At 59.7% G+C, this 24,260-nt stretch carries 31 protein-coding genes; 15 read left to right on the forward strand and 16 right to left on the reverse strand.

What is annotated here, in order from left to right:
* Positions 1-19: 19 nt before the first annotated feature.
* Genes WC529_02480 through WC529_02540 form a run of 13 tightly spaced genes read left to right on the forward strand, consistent with a single transcriptional unit; the run spans position 20 to position 10,494 of the window.
* The gene (locus tag WC529_02480; protein ID MFA5113145.1) at positions 20-358 is read left to right on the forward strand and encodes a hypothetical protein; all 339 of its coding nucleotides are present in this window, start codon (positions 20-22) and stop codon (positions 356-358) included.
* Entirely contained in the window at positions 355-576 is a 222-nt protein-coding gene (locus WC529_02485; GenBank protein MFA5113146.1) for a hypothetical protein, read from the forward strand. Before WC529_02480 ends, WC529_02485 begins: the two co-directional genes overlap by 4 nt.
* Positions 566-2,209, forward strand: a complete 1,644-nt coding sequence (ilvD, locus tag WC529_02490) for a dihydroxy-acid dehydratase (GenBank protein ID MFA5113147.1) — start codon at positions 566-568, stop codon at positions 2,207-2,209. The genes WC529_02485 and ilvD overlap by 11 nt, the downstream gene beginning before the upstream one ends.
* A 27-nt stretch (positions 2,210-2,236) precedes the next feature.
* The gene (ilvB, locus tag WC529_02495; protein ID MFA5113148.1) at positions 2,237-3,913 is read left to right on the forward strand and encodes a biosynthetic-type acetolactate synthase large subunit; all 1,677 of its coding nucleotides are present in this window, start codon (positions 2,237-2,239) and stop codon (positions 3,911-3,913) included.
* 1 nt (position 3,914) lies between these two features.
* Complete coding sequence (gene ilvN / locus WC529_02500) at positions 3,915-4,397, forward strand: acetolactate synthase small subunit (GenBank protein ID MFA5113149.1); 483 nt, start codon at positions 3,915-3,917, stop codon at positions 4,395-4,397.
* Positions 4,398-4,417: 20 nt separating this feature from the next.
* The gene (gene ilvC / locus WC529_02505) at positions 4,418-5,416 is read left to right on the forward strand and encodes a ketol-acid reductoisomerase (protein MFA5113150.1); all 999 of its coding nucleotides are present in this window, start codon (positions 4,418-4,420) and stop codon (positions 5,414-5,416) included.
* Positions 5,417-6,037: a DedA family protein gene (locus WC529_02510; GenBank protein ID MFA5113151.1), complete on the forward strand. Its 621-nt coding sequence runs from the start codon at positions 5,417-5,419 to the stop codon at positions 6,035-6,037.
* The gene (locus WC529_02515) at positions 6,027-7,187 is read left to right on the forward strand and encodes a 1-deoxy-D-xylulose-5-phosphate reductoisomerase (GenBank protein MFA5113152.1); all 1,161 of its coding nucleotides are present in this window, start codon (positions 6,027-6,029) and stop codon (positions 7,185-7,187) included. The genes WC529_02510 and WC529_02515 overlap by 11 nt, the downstream gene beginning before the upstream one ends.
* 13 nt (positions 7,188-7,200) lie before the next feature.
* Positions 7,201-8,940 (forward strand): threonine--tRNA ligase, encoded by a 1,740-nt coding sequence (thrS, locus tag WC529_02520; GenBank protein ID MFA5113153.1) that lies wholly within the window; start codon positions 7,201-7,203, stop codon positions 8,938-8,940.
* Positions 8,941-8,960: 20 nt separating this feature from the next.
* Positions 8,961-9,500, forward strand: coding sequence for a translation initiation factor IF-3 (infC, locus tag WC529_02525; protein ID MFA5113154.1), 540 nt, complete (start codon positions 8,961-8,963; stop codon positions 9,498-9,500).
* Positions 9,457-9,663: a 50S ribosomal protein L35 gene (gene rpmI, locus WC529_02530; GenBank protein ID MFA5113155.1), complete on the forward strand. Its 207-nt coding sequence runs from the start codon at positions 9,457-9,459 to the stop codon at positions 9,661-9,663. Before infC ends, rpmI begins: the two co-directional genes overlap by 44 nt.
* Positions 9,656-10,006 (forward strand): 50S ribosomal protein L20, encoded by a 351-nt coding sequence (rplT, locus tag WC529_02535; GenBank protein MFA5113156.1) that lies wholly within the window; start codon positions 9,656-9,658, stop codon positions 10,004-10,006. Before rpmI ends, rplT begins: the two co-directional genes overlap by 8 nt.
* Positions 10,003-10,494 (forward strand): bifunctional nuclease family protein, encoded by a 492-nt coding sequence (locus tag WC529_02540; GenBank protein MFA5113157.1) that lies wholly within the window; start codon positions 10,003-10,005, stop codon positions 10,492-10,494. The genes rplT and WC529_02540 overlap by 4 nt, the downstream gene beginning before the upstream one ends.
* Here the strand turns inward: WC529_02540 and WC529_02545 are convergent.
* The 10 genes from WC529_02545 to ybgC form a co-directional block, all read right to left on the reverse strand.
* A complete protein-coding gene (locus tag WC529_02545) occupies positions 10,491-10,850 on the reverse strand; it encodes an EamA family transporter (protein MFA5113158.1) in 360 nt (119 codons plus the stop codon). The genes WC529_02540 and WC529_02545 overlap by 4 nt on opposite strands.
* A complete protein-coding gene (locus WC529_02550; protein ID MFA5113159.1) occupies positions 10,847-11,170 on the reverse strand; it encodes a hypothetical protein in 324 nt (107 codons plus the stop codon). The genes WC529_02545 and WC529_02550 overlap by 4 nt, the downstream gene beginning before the upstream one ends.
* On the reverse strand, positions 11,167-11,529 hold the full coding sequence (locus WC529_02555; protein ID MFA5113160.1) for a type II secretion system protein: 363 nt from the start codon (positions 11,527-11,529) through the stop codon (positions 11,167-11,169). Before WC529_02555 ends, WC529_02550 begins: the two co-directional genes overlap by 4 nt.
* A complete protein-coding gene (locus WC529_02560) occupies positions 11,526-11,780 on the reverse strand; it encodes a prepilin-type N-terminal cleavage/methylation domain-containing protein (GenBank protein MFA5113161.1) in 255 nt (84 codons plus the stop codon). The genes WC529_02555 and WC529_02560 overlap by 4 nt, the downstream gene beginning before the upstream one ends.
* A complete protein-coding gene (locus tag WC529_02565) occupies positions 11,773-12,084 on the reverse strand; it encodes a type II secretion system protein (GenBank protein MFA5113162.1) in 312 nt (103 codons plus the stop codon). Before WC529_02565 ends, WC529_02560 begins: the two co-directional genes overlap by 8 nt.
* A 26-nt stretch (positions 12,085-12,110) precedes the next feature.
* Entirely contained in the window at positions 12,111-12,959 is an 849-nt protein-coding gene (panC, locus tag WC529_02570; GenBank protein MFA5113163.1) for a pantoate--beta-alanine ligase, read from the reverse strand.
* A 95-nt stretch (positions 12,960-13,054) separates the two neighbouring features.
* The gene (topA, locus tag WC529_02575; GenBank protein MFA5113164.1) at positions 13,055-15,235 is read right to left on the reverse strand and encodes a type I DNA topoisomerase; all 2,181 of its coding nucleotides are present in this window, start codon (positions 15,233-15,235) and stop codon (positions 13,055-13,057) included.
* A 93-nt stretch (positions 15,236-15,328) separates the two neighbouring features.
* Positions 15,329-16,978: a DNA mismatch repair endonuclease MutL gene (mutL, locus tag WC529_02580; GenBank protein MFA5113165.1), complete on the reverse strand. Its 1,650-nt coding sequence runs from the start codon at positions 16,976-16,978 to the stop codon at positions 15,329-15,331.
* Positions 16,979-16,987: 9 nt separating this feature from the next.
* Positions 16,988-17,560, reverse strand: a complete 573-nt coding sequence (locus WC529_02585) for a hypothetical protein (protein MFA5113166.1) — start codon at positions 17,558-17,560, stop codon at positions 16,988-16,990.
* Between the two features lie 34 nt (positions 17,561-17,594).
* Positions 17,595-17,975 (reverse strand): tol-pal system-associated acyl-CoA thioesterase, encoded by a 381-nt coding sequence (gene ybgC / locus WC529_02590; GenBank protein MFA5113167.1) that lies wholly within the window; start codon positions 17,973-17,975, stop codon positions 17,595-17,597.
* A gap of 57 nt (positions 17,976-18,032) precedes the next feature.
* Here ybgC and WC529_02595 point away from each other — a divergent pair, with 57 nt between their 5' ends.
* On the forward strand, positions 18,033-18,845 hold the full coding sequence (locus WC529_02595; protein ID MFA5113168.1) for a hypothetical protein: 813 nt from the start codon (positions 18,033-18,035) through the stop codon (positions 18,843-18,845).
* On the opposite strand, the gene aroA is transcribed toward WC529_02595, so the two are convergent.
* Positions 18,842-20,143: a 3-phosphoshikimate 1-carboxyvinyltransferase gene (gene aroA / locus WC529_02600; GenBank protein MFA5113169.1), complete on the reverse strand. Its 1,302-nt coding sequence runs from the start codon at positions 20,141-20,143 to the stop codon at positions 18,842-18,844. The two genes, WC529_02595 and aroA, sit on opposite strands and share 4 nt — an antisense overlap.
* Positions 20,144-20,202: 59 nt before the next feature.
* Here aroA and WC529_02605 point away from each other — a divergent pair, with 59 nt between their 5' ends.
* Positions 20,203-20,631, forward strand: a complete 429-nt coding sequence (locus tag WC529_02605; GenBank protein MFA5113170.1) for a hypothetical protein — start codon at positions 20,203-20,205, stop codon at positions 20,629-20,631.
* A gap of 10 nt (positions 20,632-20,641) precedes the next feature.
* Here the strand turns inward: WC529_02605 and WC529_02610 are convergent, their stop codons facing one another.
* From WC529_02610 to purE, 5 genes are read right to left on the reverse strand one after another with little or no spacing between them, the layout of a single operon-like run.
* Positions 20,642-21,499 carry a prephenate dehydrogenase/arogenate dehydrogenase family protein gene (locus tag WC529_02610; GenBank protein MFA5113171.1) on the reverse strand — a complete coding sequence of 286 codons (858 nt, stop codon included), beginning with the start codon at positions 21,497-21,499 and terminating at the stop codon, positions 20,642-20,644.
* The gene (locus WC529_02615) at positions 21,496-22,239 is read right to left on the reverse strand and encodes a hypothetical protein (protein ID MFA5113172.1); all 744 of its coding nucleotides are present in this window, start codon (positions 22,237-22,239) and stop codon (positions 21,496-21,498) included. The genes WC529_02610 and WC529_02615 overlap by 4 nt, the downstream gene beginning before the upstream one ends.
* The gene (locus WC529_02620) at positions 22,226-23,407 is read right to left on the reverse strand and encodes a cofactor-independent phosphoglycerate mutase (GenBank protein ID MFA5113173.1); all 1,182 of its coding nucleotides are present in this window, start codon (positions 23,405-23,407) and stop codon (positions 22,226-22,228) included. Before WC529_02620 ends, WC529_02615 begins: the two co-directional genes overlap by 14 nt.
* On the reverse strand, positions 23,404-23,796 hold the full coding sequence (locus WC529_02625) for a hypothetical protein (GenBank protein MFA5113174.1): 393 nt from the start codon (positions 23,794-23,796) through the stop codon (positions 23,404-23,406). Before WC529_02625 ends, WC529_02620 begins: the two co-directional genes overlap by 4 nt.
* Positions 23,796-24,251 carry a 5-(carboxyamino)imidazole ribonucleotide mutase gene (purE, locus tag WC529_02630; protein ID MFA5113175.1) on the reverse strand — a complete coding sequence of 152 codons (456 nt, stop codon included), beginning with the start codon at positions 24,249-24,251 and terminating at the stop codon, positions 23,796-23,798. Before purE ends, WC529_02625 begins: the two co-directional genes overlap by 1 nt.
* Positions 24,252-24,260: the final 9 nt, after the last annotated feature.

The following is a 24,260-nucleotide window of genomic DNA, read 5'->3' on the forward strand; positions in this document are numbered from 1 at the left end:
TTTGGGCTATAATCCCGATATGGCCCGGTTGTCCAAATACCTGGAGACGGTCGACTTCCGCGACGAAAAATTCATCGGGACGATCGCTTTTCGCAACGAGGAATTGACGCTGCCCGACGGCAGCAAGCTGGCGCTCGGCGTCGACAGCGGGCACTGGGTCCTGGTATTCCAGGAACACGCGGGCGCGGCGTTCGAGATCATCGAGTACGACCAGCACGGCGGTAAGATCTTTGTCGACAAGAAGCCGGGCGGCGGTTCGGACCTGAAAAAGTTCAAGCAGCGGCTGAATTATTTCTTCGATCACGCCCAGGTCGACGACCTGGTCACGATCGTCCCGCCGCAAACGGAGGAAAGATGATCGACATGTCGGGGGTCGGCGCCTACGGGTACCTGCCCTACCTGAGCGACGACCTGGTCAAACAGGCGAAATATAACGACATCCGGACGCGGGCCGGCAAGGTCGCTTATTTAATGACGCTTGGCAAAGAAGCCAAGAAGCCGCAGGTCAAAGAAGGGGTGCACGACGCCCGCGGCGCGCTGAAATGGTTAAAGGAGGAATTGTTAGATGAGAAGTGATGCGTTGAAAAAACGGGCCCCGATCCTCTCGCTCCTGCACGCGACCGGCGTCTCCCAATCGGAAATGGGCAAGCCGTTCATCGGTCTCGCCTCCAGCTTTACCGACCTGGTCCCCGGCCACGTTGACATGCGGGGGCTGGAGCGGGTGATCGAAAAAGGGATCCACTCCGGCGGCGGCGTCGCCTTTACCTTTGGCCTGCCCGCCATCTGCGACGGTATCGCCATGGGGCACCACGGGATGCACTATTCGCTCCCCTCTCGCGAACTGATCGCCGACGAGATCGAAACGATGGCCCAGGCGCACCAGCTGGACGGCCTGGTCCTGCTGACCGCCTGCGACAAGATCACCCCCGGGATGTTGATGGCGGCCGCGCGGCTGAACATCCCCTGCATCGTCGTCACCGCCGGCCCGATGCTGGCCGGCTGTTACAAGATGACCCGGCTCGACCTGGTCCACGACACTTTCGAGGCCGAGGCCGCTTACCATCAGGGGAAGATCAGCAAAAAAGAGCTTGATAACCTGACGCTGAACGCTTGTCCGGGCGCCGGCGCCTGTTCCGGCATGTTCACCGCCAACACCATGGCCTGCGCGACGGAAGCGCTGGGGATGTCTCTCCCCTACTGCGGCACTTCGCTCGCCGTCTCGTCGAAAAAGAAAATGATCGCCTACGAAAGCGGCAAGCAGATCGTCTCGCTGGTGAAGAAAAACGTCACGCCGCGCAAGATCATGAACCTGAACGCGTTCCTGAACGCTATCCGCCTCGACATGTCGCTCGGCGGGTCGACCAACGCCGTCCTCCACCTGACGGCGATCGCCAGCGAAGCCGGGTTCAAGCTGCCGGTCGAACTCTTCGACAAGATCAGCAAAGAAACGCCGCACATCGCCAGTATCCGCCCCGGCGGCGACCATTTTATGGAAGACCTGGACCATGCCGGCGGCGTGCCGGCGGCGCTCCACACGCTGGGCAGAATGATCGTCAACAATCCGACCGTCTCGGGCCTGACGATCAAACAGATCGCGGCCGCCGGAGAGGTCTTTGACAAGAACATTATCCGGCCTCTCTCCAATCCTTATCACAAACAGGGCAGCCTGGCGATCTTGAAGGGGAATCTGGCGCCGGAAGGTTCGGTTATCAAGCAAACGGCTGTTTCGGCCAAGATGATGAAACATGTCGGCCCGGCCAAGGTCTTTGATTCCGAGGATGCCGCCCAGCGGGCGATCAATGCCGGCCGGATCAAGCACGGCGATGTCGTTGTCATCCGCTACGAAGGGCCGAAAGGCGGCCCCGGCATGAGGGAAATGCTCTACCCGACCTCGGCGATCGCCGGGATGGGGTTATCCGAATCGGTCGCGTTAATAACTGACGGCCGGTTCTCGGGCGGAACGCGCGGGCCGTGTATCGGTCACGTCTCTCCCGAAGCGGCGGAGGGCGGTCCGATCGCGGCTGTTAAGGACGGCGACATCATTGAGATCGACATCCCGAACCGGAAACTGCACGTCCGGTTAACGAACGCCGAAATGACCCAACGGCTGGCGCACTGGAAAGAGCCGAAACCGAAATTCACCACCGGCTGGCTGTCCCGCTACCAGCGGCTGGTCACTTCCGCCTCGACCGGCGCGGTTTTGAAATAGCCGTTTTATTGTGATAAAATCGGCTATATGGAGCTGACCGGCGCGCAAGCATTGCTCGAATCGCTCCACCGCGAAGGGGTGGAGATCATTTTTGGCTACCCCGGCGGGGTGGTCCTCCCCCTCTATGACGCGATGTTCGCCGACAAGCGGGTCAAACATATCCTGGTCCGGCACGAACAGGGCGCGGCCCACGCGGCGGACGGCTACGCCCGGGCAACCGGCAAGGTCGGCGTCTGCCTGGCCACTTCCGGTCCCGGCGCAACAAATTTAACTACCGGCATCGCCAACGCCTATATGGACTCGATCCCCATGATCGCGATCACCGGCCAGGTGGCAACCCCGCTCCTCGGCCGCGATTCGTTCCAGGAGGCCGACGTGACCGGCATCACCATGCCGATCTCCAAGCACAACTACCTGATCAAGAAGGTGGAGGACCTGCCGCGGATCATCAAAGAAGCGTTCCATATCGCCCGGACCGGCCGCCCCGGCCCGGTCGTCGTCGATATCCCCAAGGACGTCTTCACCAATAAGCTGGATTACCAGTATCCGGACAAAGTCGATATTCCGAGCTACAAGCCGCGGACCGACGGGCACCCGAAGCAGATCGCCCTGGCGGTCAAGGCCATTCAAGCCGCCAAAAAACCGATCATCTACGCCGGCGGCGGCGTCATTTCCGCCAACGCGGCCAAAGAGCTGAAGGAGCTGGCGGAAAAATGCAACCTGCCGGTGACCACCACCCTGATGGGGATCGGCGCGTTCCCGGAAACGCACGAACTGTCGATGGGGATGCTCGGTATGCACGGCACCGCTTACGCCAACTACGCGGTGACCGAATGCGATCTCCTGATCGGGATCGGCGCCCGCTTTGACGACCGGGTGACCGGCCACATCGCCAAGTTCGCCCCCAACGCGAAGGTGATCCATATCGACATCGACCCGGCCGAGATCGGCAAGAATGTCCGGGTGGACATCCCGATCGTCGGCGACGTCAAAAAAGTGCTGCAGGCGATCCTCGACAAGATCGGCCCCAAGGAAAAGCACCAGCAGTGGGTGGAAATGATCGCCGAGTGGAAAAAGAAATACCCCCTCTCCTATAAGCTGGACGAGACGATCAAGCCGCAGTACGTCATTGAGCAGGCGCACGAACTGGCCAAGGACCGCGACACGATCATCGTCACCGAGGTCGGCCAGAACCAGATGTGGGCGGCGATGTTCTATAAGTACACCAAACCGCGGAGCTGGATCTCGTCCGGCGGCCTCGGGACAATGGGTTTTGGCCTGCCGGCGGCGAACGGCGCCCAGTTCGGGCGGCCCGACGCGCTGGTGATCGACTTCGCCGGCGACGGCTCGATCCAGATGAACATCCAGGAGCTGACGACCGCGGTCAACAACCGGCTGCCGATCAAGATCTTTGTGTTGAACAATTGTTTCCTTGGCATGGTCCGGCAGTGGCAGGAGCTGATCTACGACCGGCACTATTCGCACACCAATCTTTGCAATAACCCGGACCTGGTCAAGATCGCGGAAGCCTACGGCGCGGTCGGCCTGCGCGTCACTAAGCCGGAAGAAGTGCGCGGGGCGATCGAAAAAGCCTTCGCCATTAACGACCGGCCGGTCCTGGTCGACTTTGTCGTCGCCAAGGAAGAGAACGTCTTCCCGTTCGTGCCGCCGGGGCAAGCCATTAACGAAATGTTGATCGACTAACATGAAACATACCATTAGCGTAATAGTGGAGAATAAGCCGGGGGTCCTCTCCCGGGTCAGCGGGCTCTTTTCCCGCCGCGGGTTCAACATCGAATCGCTGGCGGTCGGGATGACCGAGGATCCGACCATGTCGCGGATGACGATCGTCGTGGAAGGCGACGAGTCCGACCTCGAACAGATCACCAAGCAGCTCTATAAGCTGATCGACACCTTAAAAGTGTTCGACCTGCCGGCGGAGAAATCGATCCAGAGCGAGCTGGTGCTGGCAAAGGTCGCGGCCAGCGAAAAGACCCGGCCGGAGATCACCCAGATCGCCGAGATCTTCCGGGCCAAGATCGTCGACGTGGCGGAAACGTCGATGACGCTGGAATTGACCGGCGAAGAGAGCAAGGTTGAGGGAGCGATCAAGCTCCTGACAAAGTTCGGGATCAAGGAATTGGTCAGAACAGGGCGGATCGCCCTGCAGCGCGGCAGCGCGGAATAATCACGAAGGGGGAAAAGGAAATGGCTAAGGTTTATTACGACAAGGACGCGGATCTGGGGTTATTGAAGGACAAGACGGTAGCGGTGATCGGTTACGGGAACCAGGGAACGGCGCAATCCCAGAACTTGCGGGATAGCGGCGTCAAGGTGATCATTGCCGAGGTCGAAGGGACGCCGAACTGGAAAGCGGCGCAGGAAGCCGGATTCGAGGTCATGGATGCCAAGTCGGCCGCCAAGGCGGGCGACATCATCCAGGTTTTGATCCCGGACGAGCTTCAGGGCGGGGTTTACAAAGAAGCGCTGAAAAAAGCGCTAAAGAAAGGGAAAACGCTGATGTTTTCCCACGGCTTTAATATCCATTTCAAGGCGATCAAACCGCCCAAGGATGTCGATGTCATCATGGTCGCCCCCAAAGGTCCGGGCGCCATGGTCCGGAACACTTACGTTGACAGCGCCGGCGTCCCCTGCCTGATCGCCGTTTACCAAGATGCCAGCGGCAAAGCGAAGGAAACCGCCCTCGCCTACGCGAAAGGAATCGGCGGGACCCGCGCCGGCGTGTTCGAAACAACTTTTAAAGAAGAGGTCGAGACCGACCTGTTCGGCGAACAGACCGTCCTCTGCGGCGGCTGCACCGCGCTGATCAAAGCCGGGTTCGAAACACTGGTCGAAGCCGGTTACCAGCCGGAGATGGCCTACTTTGAATGCTGCCACGAGCTGAAGCTGATCGTCGACCTGATCTACAAACAGGGCTTGCTCGGGATGCGCAAAGCGGTCAGCAACACCGCCGAGTACGGCGACCTGACCGTCGGGCCCAAGATCATCAACGAGAAGGTCAAGAAGCAGATGAAGAAAGCGCTCGGCCGGATCCAGAACGGCGCCTTCGCCCGCGAGTTTATCAAAGAGAACAAGGAAGGCTGCAAGAACTTCAACGCCCTGCGCGAGAAAGACAAGAACCACCAGATCGAAAAGGTCGGCGGCGAGCTCCGCGGCATGATGCACTGGCTGAAGAAAGGGAGCTAATTGGTCACCCACCTAATTGACCTGATCGTTGTCTTTGTGACGGGGACCGTTTCAGCGGTCGGCTATCTCGGGGTCTTGGTCCTGATGACTTTCGAATCGGCCTGTATCCCGATCCCCTCCGAGATCATTATGCCGTTCTCCGGCTTCCTGGTAACGACCGGCAAATTAAACATCTGGGGGGTGACGCTGGCGGGAGCGCTCGGTAATTTGCTCGGCGCGGTCATCACCTACGCGATCGGCTTCTACGGCGGCCGCCCTTTCATCCTGAAATACGGCAAGTATTTCTTCGTCAAGGAAAAGGAAGTCCACCACGCCGAGAAGTTCTTTGCCAAATGGGGAGATTGGTCCGTTTTTCTCTCCCGCAACCTGCCGGTGATCCGGACCTTTATCTCCCTGCCGGCCGGCGTCGCCGAAATGCCGTTTATTAAATTTGCCGTCTTTTCTTTCCTCGGCTCGCTTCCCTGGTGTTTTGCCCTCACCTATCTTGGTTTTATCCTGGGTAGCAACTGGATGGTAATCAGACAGTACGGCCACTATCTCGATATCTTGGCCGGCATCGCGATCGTCGCGTTGATCGTCAAGATCATCTGGGATTATTATCACGATAACAATGGCGACTAAACCGTCGGAACAAAAGAAAGGGATCGCGATCCTCGGCTCAACCGGGTCGATCGGCAAACAGTGCCTGGAAGTCATCTCCATCTTCCCAAGCCGTCTCCGGGTCTCTGCCATCGCCGCTAAAGACGAAGTCGACCTGATCGTCGAACAGGTCAAAAAGTTCCAGCCGCGGATCGTCTCCGTTCTGAACGAGGACATTAAAGCTAAAGTCGAAGCTAAATTGGCCGGCGCCAAGGTCGAGCTTTACCACGGCGCCGAAGGCCTGTTGAAGGTCGCCACCGCCGCCGACGCTAAAACGGTCGTCGTTGCCATCCCCGGCTCGCTCGCCTTAACTGCCGTCCTGGAAGCCGTTAAGCTAAAGAAAGATATCGCCCTGGCGACCAAAGAAGTCCTGGTCGCCGCCGGCGAACTCTTCATGAACGAAGTGAAGGCGGCCGGCGTCAAGGTCCTGCCGATCGACTCCGAGCACAGCGCCATCGCCCAGTGCCTGCGCGGGGAAGACAAAAAGACGGTCAAGAAGCTGATCCTGACCGCTTCGGGCGGGCCCTTCCTCAAGACCCCGGTCGAAAAGCTGACGCAGATGACCGCCAAAGAAGCGCTTAAGCATCCGACCTGGAAGATGGGGCCGAAGATCACGATCGATTCCGCCACCTTAATGAACAAAGGGTTTGAAGTCATCGAAGCGCATTTCCTTTTTGGGATCGATTACGCCAACATCGAGGTCGTTATCCACCCGGAAAGTATCATTCATTCAATGGTCGAGTTCGTCGACGGTTCGGTCAAGGCGCAGCTCGGCGCCCCCGACATGCGGGTCCCGATCCAGTACGCCCTGCTCGAAGAAGAGCGGTCCTCCAACCACTGGGGCCGGCTCGACCTGACCAAAACCCCGCAACTGACCTTCCAGAAGCCCGACCTGGTCAAATTCCCCTGTCTCGCCTACGCGTATGAAGCCGGCAAGGCTAAGGGTACCCTTCCCGCCGTTCTCAACGCCGCCAACGAAGAAGCCGTTAACCAGTTCCTCGCCGGCAAGTTCACTTACGACAAGATCGCCGTCAAGATCAAAGCCGTTCTTGACCAGCACCAAAACAAGCTGAACCCCGGCCTCGGCGATCTCCTGGAAGCCGACGAACTTGCCCGTGCCCAGCTCCGGTGATATACTCTCTTTGATGACGAAAAAAGAGATCGAACTTGAGGTTTTGCGCCACTCCACTTCCCACGTGATGGCCCACGCCGTGCAGGCACTGTTCCCTGGGGTTAAACTGGGGATCGGACCGGCCATTGAGAGCGGTTTCTACTACGATTTTGACCTGCCGACCCAGATCACGCCCGAAGATCTCCCCAAGATCGAGACCAAAATGCAAGAGATCATCAAGAAAGAGCATAAGTTCGAACGCCAGGAGATCGCCAGGCAAAAGGCGATCGAGCTGTTCGAAGAACGCGGGGAAAAGTATAAAGTTGAACTGTTAAAAGAGATCGAAGCGGAAAAAGTGACGCTCTATAAGAGCGGGGACTTCCTCGATCTCTGCCGCGGGCCGCACCTCGAGCACACCGGCCACATCAAGGCGTTCAAGCTCCTTTCCATCGCCGGCGCCTACTGGCACGGGATCGAGACGAACCCGATGATGCAGCGGATCTACGGCACGGTTTTCCCGTCCCAGAAAGAGCTGGACGAATACTTGAAGAACCTGGAAGAGGCGAAGAAGCGCGACCACCGCAAGCTCGGCAAGGAACTGGACCTCTTCTCTTTCCACGAGGAAGCCGGCGCCGGCTTCGTCTATTACCACCCGCGCGGCGCGACCGTCCGGATGCTGATCGAGGATTTTTTAAAGAAAGAGAACGCCAAGCGGGGTTACGAGTTCGTCGTTATCCCCCACATCGGCAAGATCGACCTCTGGAACACTTCGGGCCACACCAATTACTACCGCGAGAACATGTACTTCATGAAGATCGACGAGCAGGATTACGTCGTCAAACCGATGAACTGCCCCGGCCACATCCTGATCTTCAAGCGGAAAACGCGCAGCTACCGCGACCTGCCGATCCGCTACTTTGAGCTCGGCACCGTCTATCGCTACGAAAAATCGGGCGTACTGCACGGTCTGCTCCGGGTCCGCGGGTTTACCCAGGACGACGCCCACATCTTCTGCCGCGAGGACCAGCTGGAAGGCGAGATCCTGGCGATCATCGACTTCATCACTTACGTCATGAAGGTTTTCGGCTTTGAGTTCAAGGTGAACCTCTCCACCCGGCCGGAACATTTTGCCGGAACGCCGGAAAACTGGGAACGGGCCACGGCGATCCTGGAAAAGACCTTGCAGGACCGCGGACTCCCCTTCGAGATCGATCCGGGCGCCGGCGTCTTCTACGGCCCCAAGATCGATGTCAAACTGAAAGATTCGCTCGGCCGCGAGTGGCAGGGACCGACCGTCCAGGTCGACTTTAACCTCCCCCAGCGGTTCGACCTGACCTACACCGATGACAAGGGGCAGGCAAAGACTCCGGTCATGATCCACCGGGCGGTCCTCGGCAGCCTGGAGCGGTTCCTCGGCGCTCTGATCGAGCACTATGCCGGTGCTTTCCCGACCTGGCTTGCCCCGGTCCAGGTGGCTATCCTCACTATTTCCGATAAACACCTCGAATACGCGGCTAAGGTCGCCGCCCAGCTCCGGGAACACGGGGTCCGGGTCGAGGTGGACGACCGGAACGAGAAGATCGGCGCCAAGATCCGCGGCGCCCAAATGCAAAAAGTCCCTTACATGCTGGTGGTCGGCGAAAAAGAAGCCACGGCCGGCCTGGTCGCCATCCGCCACCGCTCCCGCGGTGATCTGGGGGCCAAGTCGGTCAGCGATTTCCTCTTTGACCTGAAAGGGGAAATGAGCTATAATAGTGGCAATGACGGGGGTTAGCGCGTATTAGGGACTATCAGATTAACGAGCGGATTTGGGCCAAGGATGTTCGGCTCATTGACGAGAACGCTAAGCAGTTAGGTGTCGTCGCCACCCCGGAAGCTCTAAGACTTGCCCGCGAGCGTGGTTTAGATCTCGTTTTGATCGCACCCGCTTCCAAACCGCCGGTCGCGCGGATCGCCGATTACGGGAAGCTAAAGTACGAGCTCGCCAAGAAGGACAAGGAATCGCGCAAGTCGTCGAAAATCGGGACGATCAAAGAGGTCAAACTTTCGCCGAAGATCGCGTTACATGATTTTGACGTCCGGGTCGACAAGACCAAAGAGCTGATCGACAAGGGCCACAAGGTCAAGATCGTCATTATGTTCCGGGGCCGGGAAATGGCCCACGTTAATTTAGGCCGCAGAGTGCTGGACCGCGTGCTCGAAGCGGTCAAGGAGGTGGCGAAAGCGGATGCCCCGTCCAAGCTGGAGGGAAAGAACCTGCATCTGATGCTTTCGCCGGTGAAAAAACAACATGCCGAAGATCAAGACAAGAAAAGCAGCAGCGAAACGGTTTGAGGTCAAGAAATCGGGCAAGATCATGCGCCGGTCAGCCGGTCTGCGCCACATCTTGGAATGGAAATCGTCCCGCCAGCGCCGGAAACTGCGCCGTAAATCGGTCGTTGCCCGCTCCGACGAGCGGCGGATCCGCGACATGATCCCGGGAGGGTCCAATGGTTAGAGTTAAAAGAGGTTTCACCGCCCGCCGCCGCAAGAAAAAACTTTTTGCCAAGACGCGCGGCTTTCGCATCACCCAGCGGACCCAGCTCCGGCGCGCTAAACAGGCCGTTATCAAGGCCGGGGTCCACGCTACCCGCCACCGCCGCGACAAGAAGGGGACGATGCGCCGGCTCTGGACGACCCGGATCAACGCCGCCGCCCGCCTCCTGGGGATCAAATACAACCAGCTGATCCATTCCCTGAAGCTGGCGAACATCAAGCTGGATCGCAAGATCCTGGCCGATCTCGCCCTGCAGGACCCGAAGACCTTCGCCACGATCGTTAACGCCGCCCGAAAACAATGATCGAAATGCAGGTCGGGGGGCTTGGTTTTGACCCCCGCAACCTCTCGCCGCTGGTGCTGCTCCGCGATCAGGAAGAGCTCAATTTCCTGCCGATCTGGATCGGCGTCTTTGAAGCGGCCGCCATCGCCATGGAACTGCAGAACGTCCAACCGCCCCGCCCCATGACCCATGATCTATTACGCAACGCGATCGAAACCCTGGGCGGCAAGCTGAAAAAAGTCGTGATCAACGACGTCAAGGACGGCACCTTCTACGCCACGGTCGAGGTCGAGGTCAAGGACAACAAGGTCATCAACCTCGACGCCCGCCCCTCCGACGCTATCGCGCTAGCCGTGCGCGGCCACACCCCGATCTTCGTTTCCGAGGTCGTGATGATGCAGGCCAAGCTGGTCAATTCCGAGAAAGACGCGGAAGAAACCAAGAAGTTCAAGGATTTTATCGAGAACATCCGCCCCGAAGACTTCACCAAGTACTACAAGCAGGACTAGCTTCTCGAGATCAGGAAGACCCCGAGGATAATAACGACGATCCCGGTCCAGCGGATCAGGGAAACGTGTTCCTTAAAGAAAAAGACCGATAACAGCGCGACCAGGACGTAGCCAAAGCTGACCATCGGATACACCAGGCTAAGCGGCATCCGCGAAAGAACGACCAGCCAGAAGACCGAAGAGAGGCCGAAGCAAGCCAGCCCGGCAAAGACCCACGGATTAAGGAAGATCGGGACAAGCTTGACCAGCAGCTGGCTGACCGGGAACGTTCCGAACGCGATCATCCCCCGCTTCATCAGTAGCTGGCCGGCGATCGCCAGGGTGATCGAAACGATCATGATCAGATAATTCATCATTTTATTGCTCCCTCCAAAACATAAACCGCTTTGCCTTTGTATCCTATCGCTTGAAGCCCGGGTTTCCCCATCTCCCGGACCACTTTGTATCGCCCTTCGCCCAGCGCCCGCTCTTCTGTCCCGTACCAGCCCGGATTACGCGTTAACTGTCCCCTTGCCCATGTCAACCCGCCCTTGGCCAACCAGTAAGCTTTTTCCCGGTCGATGAGCAGAACGGCTGTTACCTGCTCATTATAGACCATTTTCACGAGCATTACACCCAGCGCGAGCAATAAACCGGCCAGGACCGTCGCGATGATCAGCGCCGCCCCTCTTTTCATGGGGTCGCGACCTCCCAGGAAAGGTCGTCAAGTTGCACGACGACCCTTTTGGCCGCCAGAGGGGTAAAGAGCAGCCGTCCGATCTCCCCGGGTGAAGTTAAATAGGCGACCGTCCCGTTCTTCCGGCGCTGAACCTTACCGGCCTCATAAGAATAAGCGATGGTCGGATCGCCCGCCCGCAGGTCGGTCGTGATCCTTTCGGCGACCAGGTTCTTGATCTGGGCCAGGCTCGCTTGCTTAGTTAACTTCCGCCAGTTCCGCCAATAACTGCCGAAAGCCAGCGTGATCGTACCCGCTACCAAAGCGAAAAGCGTTAAAGCAACGACCAGCTCGACTAGAGTAAAGCCCCGGCGCGTCATTCCTTGCCCCGCAACGAATAAAGACGGACCGGCGGCGCTTCGATCATGATCACTTCGAGCTCAGCCGAGGCCGGCGCCGAGTAAGCGGCGGTCATTTTGCTCCTCGCTTCGTAAAGAGTCCGGGAAAGCCCGGCTGTTCTGGCGTGGCTCCGGCAAGCTGCCCGGTAAAGATAGCTCGCTGACGATAACGAGGTCAGCAGGATAGTTAGCGCCGTCAGCAGCTCGACCAGGGTAAAGCCTTTTCTATTCAATCCTGACCCTCCCGACCGAGGAAACGATGATCTTTCTGTGCGGTGAAAGGGTTAAAGTCCCGCTATAACCGGGCAGAGGGAAACCGGAACCGGCGAACTTGAACGGCAAGCGCTCGACCGTCTGCGCCCGCGTCAGCGCTTCGATCTCCGCTCGTCTCAAGTCGGCAGCGCGCGTCCCGCATTCCCCTTCGATCAAGGCGGTTTGGCGGAGTTTCATTAATGGAGGGGAAGAAACGGTCAGGATTATCCCGACGATCGCAATAACTACCAGCAGTTCAACTACAGTAAACCCCCGCCGCCCCATCCTGCCAACCCCCTTAGTCCCTGATCCTACCCCGCGTCAACCATAATATTATCGATCAATCTCGCCTTGCCCAAATAGGCGGCGACGGCAAAAACGACCTTCCCTTTTAGCTTCTTCACTTCCGCCAGGGTTTCCGGATCGACCGCCGCCAGGTAATCGAGGCGGACCGCCGGTTCGGTGCCGATCAGCGAGCGGAGCTTGTACATTATCTTGTTCAGGTCGCGCTCGCCCGCGCCGACCAATTTCTGGGCCTGCATCAGCGCCCGATAAAGGATGGTCGCCGTTTTTCTCTCCCGGGCCGTCAGGTAAGCGTTGCGCGAGCTCATGGCCAGCCCGTCGAACTCGCGGACGGTCGGCAGGGAGACGATCTCCACCGGCAGGTCGAGATCGCGGGCCATTTGCCGGATAACGACCTGTTGCTGGTAATCTTTCAGGCCGAACAGGGCGACGTCGGGCAGCACGATATTAAAAAGCTTGGCGACGATGGTCGTCACGCCGCGAAAATGGGCCGGGCGCGAGCGGCCGCAAAGTTTCCGGGACAGGCCCTCGACCTCGACGTAGGTCTTGAAGCCGGGCGGGAACATCCGTCCGGCGGCCGGGACAAAGAGGGCGTCGACCCCCAGCTCCTTGAGCGCCTTTTTGTCGCGCCCCAGGCGGCGCGGGTACTTTTTCCGGTCCTCGCTCGGGCCGAACTGGATCGGGTTGACGAAGATCGAAACTACGACCACGTCCGCCCGCTTGCGCGCTTGCGCGACCAGGGAGAGATGCCCCTCGTGGAGCGCCCCCATGGTCGGCACCAGCGCGACGCGCTTGCCGTGCGCCTTCGCTTTTTGGGAATAGAGCCGCATCTCGCCGGGGTCGCGGATCTCGCGCATTTTAGTGGCCGAGCCGGTAGCGGGCGATCGCCCAGAGCACCGCGGCCACGCTCAGGGCGATCGCTTTCAGCGCCAGGTTCTTGGTAAAGAAATCTTTAAGCATTGCCCGGCGCCTCGCCGCTCTTCTTGGGCGGCTCTTCGCTCTTGGGACGCTGCCAGGTGGCAAAATCGCACTTGGGATAATTGCTGCAGCTGTAGAAGAGCCGGCCTTTCTTGGTCCGCCGCTCCACCAGGTCGCCGCCGCACTTGGGACATTTGACCCCGAGCTTTTTCAGGATCGACTTGATGTTCTTGCAGTCGGGATAACCGCTGCAAGCCAGGAACTCGCCGAACCGGCCGCGCTTGACCACCATCGGCTTGCCGCACTTCTCGCAGTTCTCCGCCAGCGCCGCGAACCGGGCCTCCTCCTCCGGCAGATTCTTGGTGAACTTGCATTTCGGGTAGGTGGAACAGGCAATGAACTTGCCGAAACGCCCTTCGCGGATCACCAGCTTGTTGCCGCAGGTCGGGCAGTTCTCGTCGGTCATAATCTCGGTCTTGACCTTTTCCATCTTTACGTCGGCTTCGGCCAGGGCGGCTTTGAACGGTTCGTAGAACTCCTTCAGAGCGTTCCCCCATTGCAGTTTTCCCTCCGCCACTTCGTCCAGCTGGTCTTCCATCCGGGCGGTGAACTTGACGTCCAGGATCAGCGGGAAATGCTTGACCAGCAGGCCGTTGACCGTGACCCCGACCTCGGTCGGCTTCAGCGCCTTCCCTTCCTTGGTCACGTACCCCCGGTCCTGAACGGTCGAGATGATCGGCGCGTAGGTCGACGGCCGGCCGATGCCGCGCTGCTCCAGCTCCTTGACCAGCGACGCCTCGGTGTAGCGCGGCGGCGGTTCGGTAAAATGCTGGGCCGGCGCGACCTTCAGGAGCGTCAGCGCTTCCCCTTCTTTCAGCGGCGGCAGGAAGCCTTCTCTTTCTTCCGCCGGCTCGTTCTCGTCGGTGCTCTCGACGTAAAGCTTGAGAAAACCCTCGAACTTGATGACCGAGCCGTTGGCCCGGAGCAGGTATTCGCCGGCCGCGATGTCGACCGCGGTCTGGTCGAACACGGCCGCTTCCATCTGGCAGGCGACGAACCGTTTCCAGATCAATTCGTACAGCTTGAACTCGTCCCCCTTCAGGTCCTCTTTCAATTTGTCCGGGGAACGCAGGACCGAGGTCGGGCGGACCGCCTCGTGGGCGTCCTGCGCCTGTTTCTTCTTCTTGTAATGGATCGGCGCGGCCGGCAGGAACTGCTTGCCGTAGCTCTCGGCGATATATTTTCTGACCTCCAGCTCGGCCTCGTGCGCGATGCGGACCGAGTCGGTGCGCATGTAGGTGATCAGACCGACGCGCCCGTGCCCTTTGACCTCTTCGCCCTCGTACAGTTTCTGCGCCAGGGTCATCGTTTTCTTGGCCGAGAAACCGAGCTTGCGGGCCGCCTCCTGCTGCAGCGTGCTGGTGATGAACGGCGGGGCCGGGTGGCGCTTTTGTTCTTTCTTGCGGACTTCCTTGACCGCGTAAGCGGCGTCTTCCAGCGCTTTGGCGATCTGCTGCGCGTCCGCCGCCGAGCCGATGACCTTCCCTTTCTCCTTCGGCCGGACGCCGAGCGCCGTTTCGCCCCGGGCGACCAGCTTGGCGGCGAATTCCGTGCCCGCCAGGCTGGCAAGGTTGGCGATGATATCCCAGTACTCTTCTTTTTTGAACTTGCCGATCTCTTCTTCCCGCTCGCAGATCAGGCGGACCGCGACCGATTGGACCCGGCCGGCCGACAGGCCTTTACGGACCTTTTTCCAAAGGAGCGGGCTAAGCTTGTAACCGACCAGGCGGTCGAGGATCCGGCGCGCCTGCTGGGCGTCGACCCGGGGAAGGTTGATCTTGCGCGGGTGTTTCACCGCTTCGGTGACCGCCTCTTTGGTGATCTCGTTGAACTCGATCCTTTTGACCTTGCCGTTCCCTCCCAGGATGGTCTGCAGATGCCAGGCGATCGCTTCCCCTTCCCGGTCCGGGTCGGGAGCCAGGTAGATCAGCTTGGCCTTGGCGGCGGCGCTTTTCAGCTCCTTGACGATCTTTTCCTTCCCTTTAATGATCTGGTAGTTCGGCTCAAAGTCCTTATCGACTTTGACGCCGAGCGACTTGGCCGGCAGGTCGCGGATATGTCCCCCGCAGGCGGCCACGGCAAAGTCCTTCCCCAGGAACTTTTCCAGTGTCCGGGCCTTGGCGGGCGATTCGACAATTACTAAATTCTTGGCCATTGCGAACCTATACTATCAGACATGTTAATAAACTGTCAAATTACCAGCAATTTTATTGCCACGCTTAGCGAGGCCGGAGTGTAGTGGTTTTCGTCAGCGGCCGAAGCGTTTGGCCAGCTCTTCCGGGGTTATCCTGACCATCGTGGGCCGGCCATGGGGACAGGTCAGCGGGTTCTCGGTCGCGTAAAGGTCCTTGATCAGGCCTGCCATCTCCTGGGGGGTCAGCGGGTCGCCGGCCTTGATCGCGCTGTGGCAGGCGACCAGTTTCCTGATATTCTCTCTTTTAACTTCTAACTGGGTACTGCCGCCGGTTTCCAGCAGCTCGGTCACGATATCGAGCAGGAGCTGCTTGACCGGGATCTTGGCCGAAACAGCCGGAACAGCCCGGACAATAAAACTATTCCCGCCAAATTCGGCGATCTCGAAGCCGATCCCCTTGAGGTTGTCCAGGTTGCTCATTAACGCCATCGTCTCCCCGACCGACAGTTCGATCGTCTCCGGAATTAATAACGACTGGCTGCTCGCGACCCGCGGCCCGCGGCTCAACTGGTCGTAAATGATCCGTTCGTGGGCGGCGTGCTGGTCGATCAGCGTCAGTTCGCGGCCATCGGTCGCCACTATATATGTAGGCATTAGTTGATAGATCGGCGTTAGCGGTTGAGTTTCTGACAAGGCTGACTCCGGTATCTCGAAGTTGGGTGTAGGTTGTAAGGCCAAGAAGCCGGACGGGATGTTGGAAATAGGAAGTTGGTCGGCTGTTCCCATCTCCACCATCTCACTGCCGCCTTCCCTTCCGGCCTCTTCGCCTGTAACCTGACTTCTAACCTCCAAAGCCTCCCGGACCGCTTCCCTAACAGCCTGCATGACCATAGTGTTGTCCGCGAATTTAACCTCGCGTTTGGTCGGGTGAACGTTAACGTCCACCTGGCGCGGATCGATCTCAATGAACAAAATGGCGACCGGGTAACGGTTGTTCGGGATCAGCGTCCGGCAGGCTTCTTCCAGGGCGCGGTTGAGCAGAAAATTCTTGATGTAACGGCCGTTGACGAAAAAGGTCTCGTAATTCTTGTCCAGGCGGCTAATGGTCGGGCGGCTGACCAGTCCGACCACCCTCCCGGCGGCGAACGGACGGTCGACCTCGACCAGCTCCCGGGCCAATTCCGCGCCGTAGATCGCGAGGACCGCGTCGAGCAAGTTTCCCGTGCCCGGCGAATTGATCAGCGGCTTCCCGTCCGAGATCAGGCGGAAAGCGACGCCCGGGCAGGCCAACGCGTACTTGGCGATAATATCGCCGATGTGACCGAGCTCGGTCGCGTTCGACTTAAGGAATTTTTTGCGGGCCGGGGTGTTGTAAAAAAGCGCGCCGACCTCGACCGTCAGTCCGTTCCCCGACGGGTTCGGCTCGATCTTCATTTGCGCGATGCTGGCGATCGACGGGAGCGCTTCGCCGCGAAAGCCGAGGGTCTTGATGGCAAAGAGATCGTCAGCGGTCGCGATCTTGGAGGTAGAATGGCGCTGCAGGGCCAGTTCGATCTCGGCGGCGGTCATCCCGCTCCCGTTATCGGCCACCCCGATCAGTTTCTTGCCGGCATCCTGGACCTCGACGCTGATCTGGCTGGCCCCGGCGTCCAGCGCGTTCTCGATCAGCTCCTTAACGACCGAGGCAGGCCGTTCGATCACTTCACCAGCGGCTATCTTGTTAATAAGGTCATCGGACAGGACCTGGATCGGGTGTTTGTTCACCCCTCCATTTTACCTTAACGGGCGGGGTAAAAAAAGGTTGCGGCCTTCGATCTTTTCTCCCGGTTTGACCACTTGCCCGGCCGCCAGCGTCAACTCGCCCCACAGTTCGCTGTTTTCCCGGAGAATGATCGGCTTGTCCGCCTGCGTGTCGAAACGGACCCCGTCGCCGATGTATGTACCCCGGAAAGCCAGTACTTTTCCCTTTCCGTTAACCCCGAATTCGTCGTGGTTCCGGTTCACGTAATCAGGTATGCCCAGCGTGTCCGCCAGCGGCAGAGTCTCCCGCAACGCGTAGTCCAGGATTTCGATCGGGATGATCATCGCCCGGCAGGTTTGCTGGACGAACTTCAGCCGCGGCTGCGCGTCAAGGATGTTCAGATAGGGAAGCCCCCGCCCGGCCGAGATCTCCGCCAGCTCATCCAATAAGCGGTCATCGTTTTCCAGCCGCTCCATCAAGGAACGATTGGGATGAGCGGTCAAAAGTTGCCGGTCGATCCGGACCCGTTCAAAAGAATGCCTGAACTTGCCTGCCGGCCGGTAAATATGCGAACCGCCGGAATCGGAAATAATACGGACGCCCATAGTAATTGGTTATCAGGCGATCAGCGGGGTGATTTCACCGCAATTCGGCGGGGAGGCGGACCGGGCGGAAGCCGTCGGCGCTCAAGGCGCAAAGCGTGATCCGGGCGGAAACCAGCGCCTTGCTCCCTTTGAGAACTTGCTGTTGAAAAACGACCCGGGCCGGGGTGGTCTCGGCAATCTCCGTGGTAACAGTTAACTCATCATCATAAACCGCCGGGGCATGGTAATCGCATTCGACCCTGATGACGGCAAAAAGGATCCCTTGCTTTTCCTTGAATTCTTTAACCTTAAGCCCCATTTGGCGGAGCAGTTCCGTTCTCCCCCGCTCGAATAAACCCAGATAGTTCGCGTAGTAGACGACTCCCTCGGCATCGGTGTCCTGGTAAATGACCCGGTGGGCGAACTGGTGTTTCATGGCTTAATTATAACATGGCTGAAATTAATCGGGCCGGCCAACGAAAACAATAGTGATATGGGCACGCCTGCGCTGCAGAGATTAGTCGCCAGGATGGCGAAAAGATACCCGACCGCTAACTACGGCTGGGGTAACGCCGCCCGTTCCGGCCGCCTGGCCAGGGCCGGCGATACGGTCGTGCTTTATCCCGCTAACGTTCGGGAACAATTCGACTGCCTGACGGCCAGCGTCAGCGCCAAGGCCGCGATCACTAAAGCCGGTTATGACGCGACCATTCTCGGCCTGTCCATCCCGATCGGCGACACCGGCGCCTTTGCGCATAATGTCGTCGAGGTGAGCGGCGAGCGCGGCGACTGCACCCTGGTCGGCTTTACGCCGCTCGACCGCCTGCTGGGGATCGATCCGCTCCGCCATTTCACCCCGGCCGCTTACAAGCAATTGACCAGGGAGTGCGATGGCTATTTTTTCGGGGTCATGAGCGCGGAGCCGGCGACCGAGCTGCAGCTTGACGAACAATTCTACCCGTTCCGGGCGCGCTTTGCGGACCGGACGCTGGTCCTGACCGAGATCAGTTACCGGCGCAGCTTCTTCTCCCACCACTTCCAGCTGCGCGGCGCATTCATCGATTTTGACGCGGCGAACTACCGCCTGGTCGAAAACCACCCGCTGGAAGCCACTTATTCGTTCAACCGGATGTGCAAGAGCGTGCGGCTTTTCCCTGATTTCTGGCAGGAGATCTCGGCCAATCGGCGCCGCTGGTCGTTCAATGAGGATTTTTCCCCCGCTACCCTGAACCGCCCCTGGCCGATCCTGGAAGCGCTGCGGGAAGACTGGCCGGACTTCGCCCGCCTGATCTCCCAGCTGTTTTAGCGGAGAACGCTCTTCAGCAGCGGCTCGAACCCGGGGAAAGAAGTCTCGATGCAATCGGTATTATCAATGATCGTTTCGCCCCGGGCGATCAGGCCGGCAACCGCCAGCGCCATGGCGATCCGGTGGTCGCCGTAGCTTTCGCACCGCGCCCCGGTCAGTTTCGCCGGACCGGTGATCCGTAAACCGTCAGCCAATTCCTCTACCGCCGCGCCGAGCTTGCGCAGTTCGGTCGCTACGGTCTTGATCCGGTCGCTCTCCTTGATCCGCAGCTCCTGCGCCCCGCGGATCTCGGTCACTCCTTCGGCCTGCGTCGCGGCGACCGCGATGATCGGGATCTCGTCGATGATCCGGGGAATGATCTCGCCGTCGAGCTTGATCGCTTTCAGCCGGCCGCTCCGGATAATGATGTCCGCTCTCGGCTCTCCCGCCAGCAGCCGTTCGTTCTCCACCCTGACCTGCGCCCCCATCCGGTGCAGGACGTCAAGAATCCCGGTCCGGGTCGGATTGGTGCCGATGTTGTTTAAGCGCAGTTCACTCCCCGGGACCAGCGTTGCGCCGATCAGGAAAAAAGCGGCCGAGGAAATGTCGCCGGGAACGTCGATCTCCGTCCCGTCGAATTCCTGCTGACCCGTGACTCGCGACTCGCGACCCGTAACGGTAATGGCCGCCCCGAAATGGGCCAGCATCCGCTCGGTATGGTCGCGCGAAGCGGTCCTTTCCGTCACGCTGGTCGTGCCGGCCGCAAAAAGACCGGCCAGCAGGATGGCGGACTTGACCTGCGCCGACGCGACCGGCAGCTCGTAAGCGATCGCCCGTAAATTGCCGCCAAAGATCTTTAGCGGCGGATAAAGCTCTTCTCTCGCCCCCCCGCCCCGGCGCCCCTCCAGGCTCGCGCCCATCTCCCGCAGCGGCAACGCGACCCGCCCCATCGGCCGTTTCCGGATCGATTCGTCCCCGTCGATCTCTACGGGAAACGCCTGCCCGGCCAGGATCCCCGAGATCAACCGGATCGTCGTGCCGGAATTGCCGACGTATAACGGTTCGGACGGTTTGACCAGCCCTTTAAGCCCCTTCCCTGTGATCGTGACCCGCGACCCGTGACTCGCGGCTTCGATCCCTAATTTTCTCAAGCAGTCGATCGTCGCCAGGCAGTCGGCGCTGGGGAGAAAATTATCGATCACCGTGGCGCCGCGCGCCAGCGCGCCGATCATGACGGCGCGGTGGGAGATCGACTTGTCGCCGGGAACGGCGATCGCGCCGCGCAGGCTTTGCGCCGGAAAGACGTGCAAGTTTTCCATCAAAAGTGATTATAACACCAAGGCCTGAAATTTTCTATTTGACCGGGCGAAATATGGGCATGATCACCCGTCGCGCCTGTTTGCGCCTGCTCAGTTACTCCGCCGCCGCGCTGGCCTTGCCGGCCGGCTGCCGGAACAGCGAACGTTTTCGGCTGACGCCGGGCGCGGTCCTGTCCGACCTGCGGGCAAATGAAGTGCTCGGTAAAATGCGCGATTGCCGGCTCTCGTTCCGGTCCAAGCACATTGAAAAATTGACCGAGCGGGGGAAGGAGGCGCTCACGATCGTCCAGCGCGGCCTGATCGTACTGAGTTTGATCGGCGTTGAACCAGCGGAATTCAACTTCGGCGTGTACGGGCCGCAAACCGCGGCCGCGGTCGAAAAACTGCAAAGCTGGGGAAGGTTAACGCTGGATGGCGATCATTTTGCCTGCCGTGAGCTGCAGCTGTTGGAACAAGGGCTGGAAGCCAAGCTTAACGAGGAAGAGTGAGCGCGGAAGCCTACTGGTAGATCGAGTCGCGGAACTGTTTCGCCTTATCCAATTCGGCCTTTAATTCCTCGCCCTGCCCCGCCTTGATCAGCCGTTCCAATTGTCCCAGGGCCTTTTTGAAGCCGCCGATCATCTTCAAGACCGCTTTTTTATTGGTCGTGAACATGTCCACGCCGAGGATCGGGTCGCCGGAAGCGACGCGGGTCGTGTCGCGGAACCCGGAGGCGGCGCATTGCTTCATCAAGGCTTGTTCCGGCTCCGCGGCTACCGCGTTAACCAACGCCGCCGCGAGCACCAGCGGCAGGTGGCTGACCGCCGCGACCGCCAGGTCGTGTTTCCTGGGCTCCATTTCCACGATCTTAACGCCGAGCTGACCGAGCAGCTGGCCGACTTGTTCCAGCGCCCGAATGCTGGTGCGGCCTGTCCGCGTCAGCAGCCAGCTCTTCCCCTGGAACAGGTCGGGCTCGGCCGCCTCCAGCTTACTGGTTTCTTTCCCCGCCATCGGGTGGCCGCCGACAAAAAAGACGCCGCGCGGCAGCAGCCGTTCCGCCTGCGCCACGATCTCCTGCTTCGAGCTGCCGACGTCGGTCACGATCGCTCCCTTCTTCAGGGCCGGCGCGATATCCTTGATGACCGCCGTGATCAGGTTGATCGGCGTGCAAACAAAGACCAGGTCGGCGTCCGCCACGCCCTTGACGTGATCGGTCGTCCCTTCGTCAATCGCCCCCAGCTGTTTGGCCAGGTCGATCGTCTCGGCCCGCCGGGGGATCCCGACGACCTTCAATTTGGCGGCAGGCGGCAGCTGTTTCTTCAACGCCAGCCCCAGCGAACCGCCGATCAAGCCTAAACCGATGATCGCTATTCTCATGGCTTAATATTATAACCTTTCTCGTTTTTTTCGGCCAGCTTATCGATCTCCGCCGCGATCTGCCCCAGCTCGTCCAGCGAGGAGTCGCAGATCCGCGCCCGCGATTGGCCGCCAGTGATCTGCCGGAGAGCAGTCAAATAACGCCGCAGCCGCAGGCCGGTGGAGTTCGCGATCAGGTAGCCGTAGTAATAAAGGAAAAGGAAGCCGAGCGGGGCCAGGATAATGTCCAGCAGCAGGACCTGGTTGATCCGTTCGATGAATTTCATCTCCGCCAGCTCGGTGTAGCTGCGGCTCCGCTCGATCTCGTAAAAGGTCCGGCCGTCAAGGAGGTTGAAGGTCCTCGTCAGTTCAGCCGGGGACCCGCGCCCCACCAGGATCAGCTCGGCTTGCATCCGGAATCGATTGATATCGGTGACCAGCACGATCAAGTCGAGCGGGATGCCGCCCTGTTTCAAGGTCAGGTACTTATCGAGGGCGAGATCAATCAAGGTCAGGCTCCGCCTGGCCCGCTCCGGATTGTCCGGCAAGCTCATTTTCGCCTGCAAGACGCCGGCCCGGATCGTCTGCAGGCTGTCGAGCTGCCGCCAGGAGTCGTTCATCAGGCGGTTATAATCGCCGACGATCGTCGCGAAATGCCGGCTGCTCATCGAGAAAAGGATGACCAGGACCAAGATCCCGGTCAAATAACCGGCCATGATCTTGAGCGGGAACGACCAATCCCGGAAGCTAAGGTCCTTCAAATAACTGCTCCAATAGCCGGGCGCCGGCCGCGACCCGGAACTTCGACCGTTGCAGCGCCCGCTCGTTATAGGCCGCGATCCCCGTCGGCTCGCCGTCGTCCCGGGAATCGTAGATCAGGAACGGCACGTCGGCCCGCGTGTGCGTCATGTATTTGATCGGCGTCGGATGGTCGGGCAATACCAAAATTTTAACTTTTAACTTTTGACTTTTAACTTTCTTAAGGATGGTCCCAACGACCAGCCGGTCGAAATCCTCGATCGCCTTGATCTTGTGCCGCACGTTCCCCTCGTGGCCGGCCTCGTCCGGGGCTTCGACGTGGACAAAGACGACGTCATGACGCCGCAAGGCCCGCAGGGCGTATTCCGCTTTCCCCCGGAAGTTGGTATCCAAGTAACCGGTCGCTCCCGGCACGTCGAGCACGCTCATCCCGAGCGTCTTGCCCAAGCCCTTGAGCAGGTGAACGGCGGTAATGATCGCTGCGCGCTTGCCGAAGCGCGCCCGGAACGACGGCAGATGCGGCGTGGCCCCCTGTCCCCACGGCCAGATCAGCGTCGCCTTGCTCCCTAGCTGATGCAGGATGACTTCCGCTTCGTTCATCAAGCGGATAACCTGTCCCTCTCCCCGGCCGCGCGGCAGGTAAGGAGAGATCTTTTTGCCGGTAATGTCGTGAGGCGCGGTGGTCTTGAGCCTGGCCAGCGTCCCCCGTTTATCATCCTTCATGACCAGGAGGTTGCGATAACTTAATCCCGGGTAAAATTTGACCGCCTTTCCCCCGATCTCTTTATTCAGCCGGGCAAAGACCCGCCGCGCTTCGGCCGTGGCGACATGGCCCGCGGTAAAATCCTTCATCTTGCCGCCGGCAATGCCGACCAGGTTGCAGCGAAAAGCGACTTCGCCCGGCGCCAGTTTAACGCCGAGGCTTGCCGCTTCCAGCGGGCCGCGGCCGGTGTAATATTTTTTCGGGTCGTAACCGAAGATGCTCATCGCGGCGACGTCGGAGCCGGGTTCCAGCCCGGCCGGGACGTTATTCGTCCAGCCGCACAAGGCGCTCTGCGCCAGATGGTCGAGATTCGGGGTTTTAGCGTATTCCAGCGGGGTTTTGCCGCCCAGCTGTTTGAGCGGCAAGTCCGCCATCCCGTCGCCGATCAGGACGAGGTATTTTGTCATTTTTTCTTGGCGGGAGCGTCCGGGCCAAGCAGGTCGATCTCATCCGGGATCTTGATCTTCACCGCCGGAACGGTCACTTCCCTGGTCGGCGCGGCAATGATCTTTTCTTTGATGAACGAGTTCACTTGCGGCGCCCCGTTCTCCACCGCCGGATAAGCCGCCTTGATCATGACCGTCGAGAGGTTAACGAAATATGACCCCTCCAGGGTCTTGCGGGCTTCGCCGGAGATCATCGTCGTGTCCAGCAGCAGCCGGGCGGCGATCGTGAAGATAAGCAGGAAGATCAGGACAAAAACGATATTCTTGGCTGTTTTCAACAAACCGCCGGCGTTTTTCAAAAGATAGAACAGGATCAAAACGCCGATGACGATGTCAATGACGTTCAGCATCACTTTTTGGCCATCCCTTGCTTGAAGTGTTTCAGCTTGGCCGCCAGCGCCGGGTATTTTAACGCCAGGATCTGGGCCGCCAGGATAGCCGCGTTCTTCGCGCCGTCGATCGCCACCGTCGCCACCGGCACGCCCGGCGGCATCTGGACGATGGAGAACAAGGCGTCATGGCCGCCCAATCCGGCCGAATGGAGCGGGATGCCGATCACCGGCAGGTGCGTGTGCGCCGCCACTACTCCCGGCAGCGCCGCCGCCATCCCGGCCGCCGCGATGATCAGGTCGTAATTCCGCTCGGCGCTTTTGGCGTACTGTTCAACTTGCCTGGGGTTGCGGTGGGCGGAGGCGACGGTGATATCGTAGGCGATGCCGAACGCTTTGAGCTGGGCCTCGGCCTTGGCCAGCGCCGGCAGGTCTGACTTGCTTCCCAGAATGATCCCGACTCTTGGCTTAGCCATTGTTGCGCT

This window comes from Candidatus Margulisiibacteriota bacterium (assembly GCA_041650855.1).
Classification (GTDB): domain Bacteria; phylum Margulisbacteria; class WOR-1; order O2-12-FULL-45-9; family XYB2-FULL-48-7; genus JALOPZ01.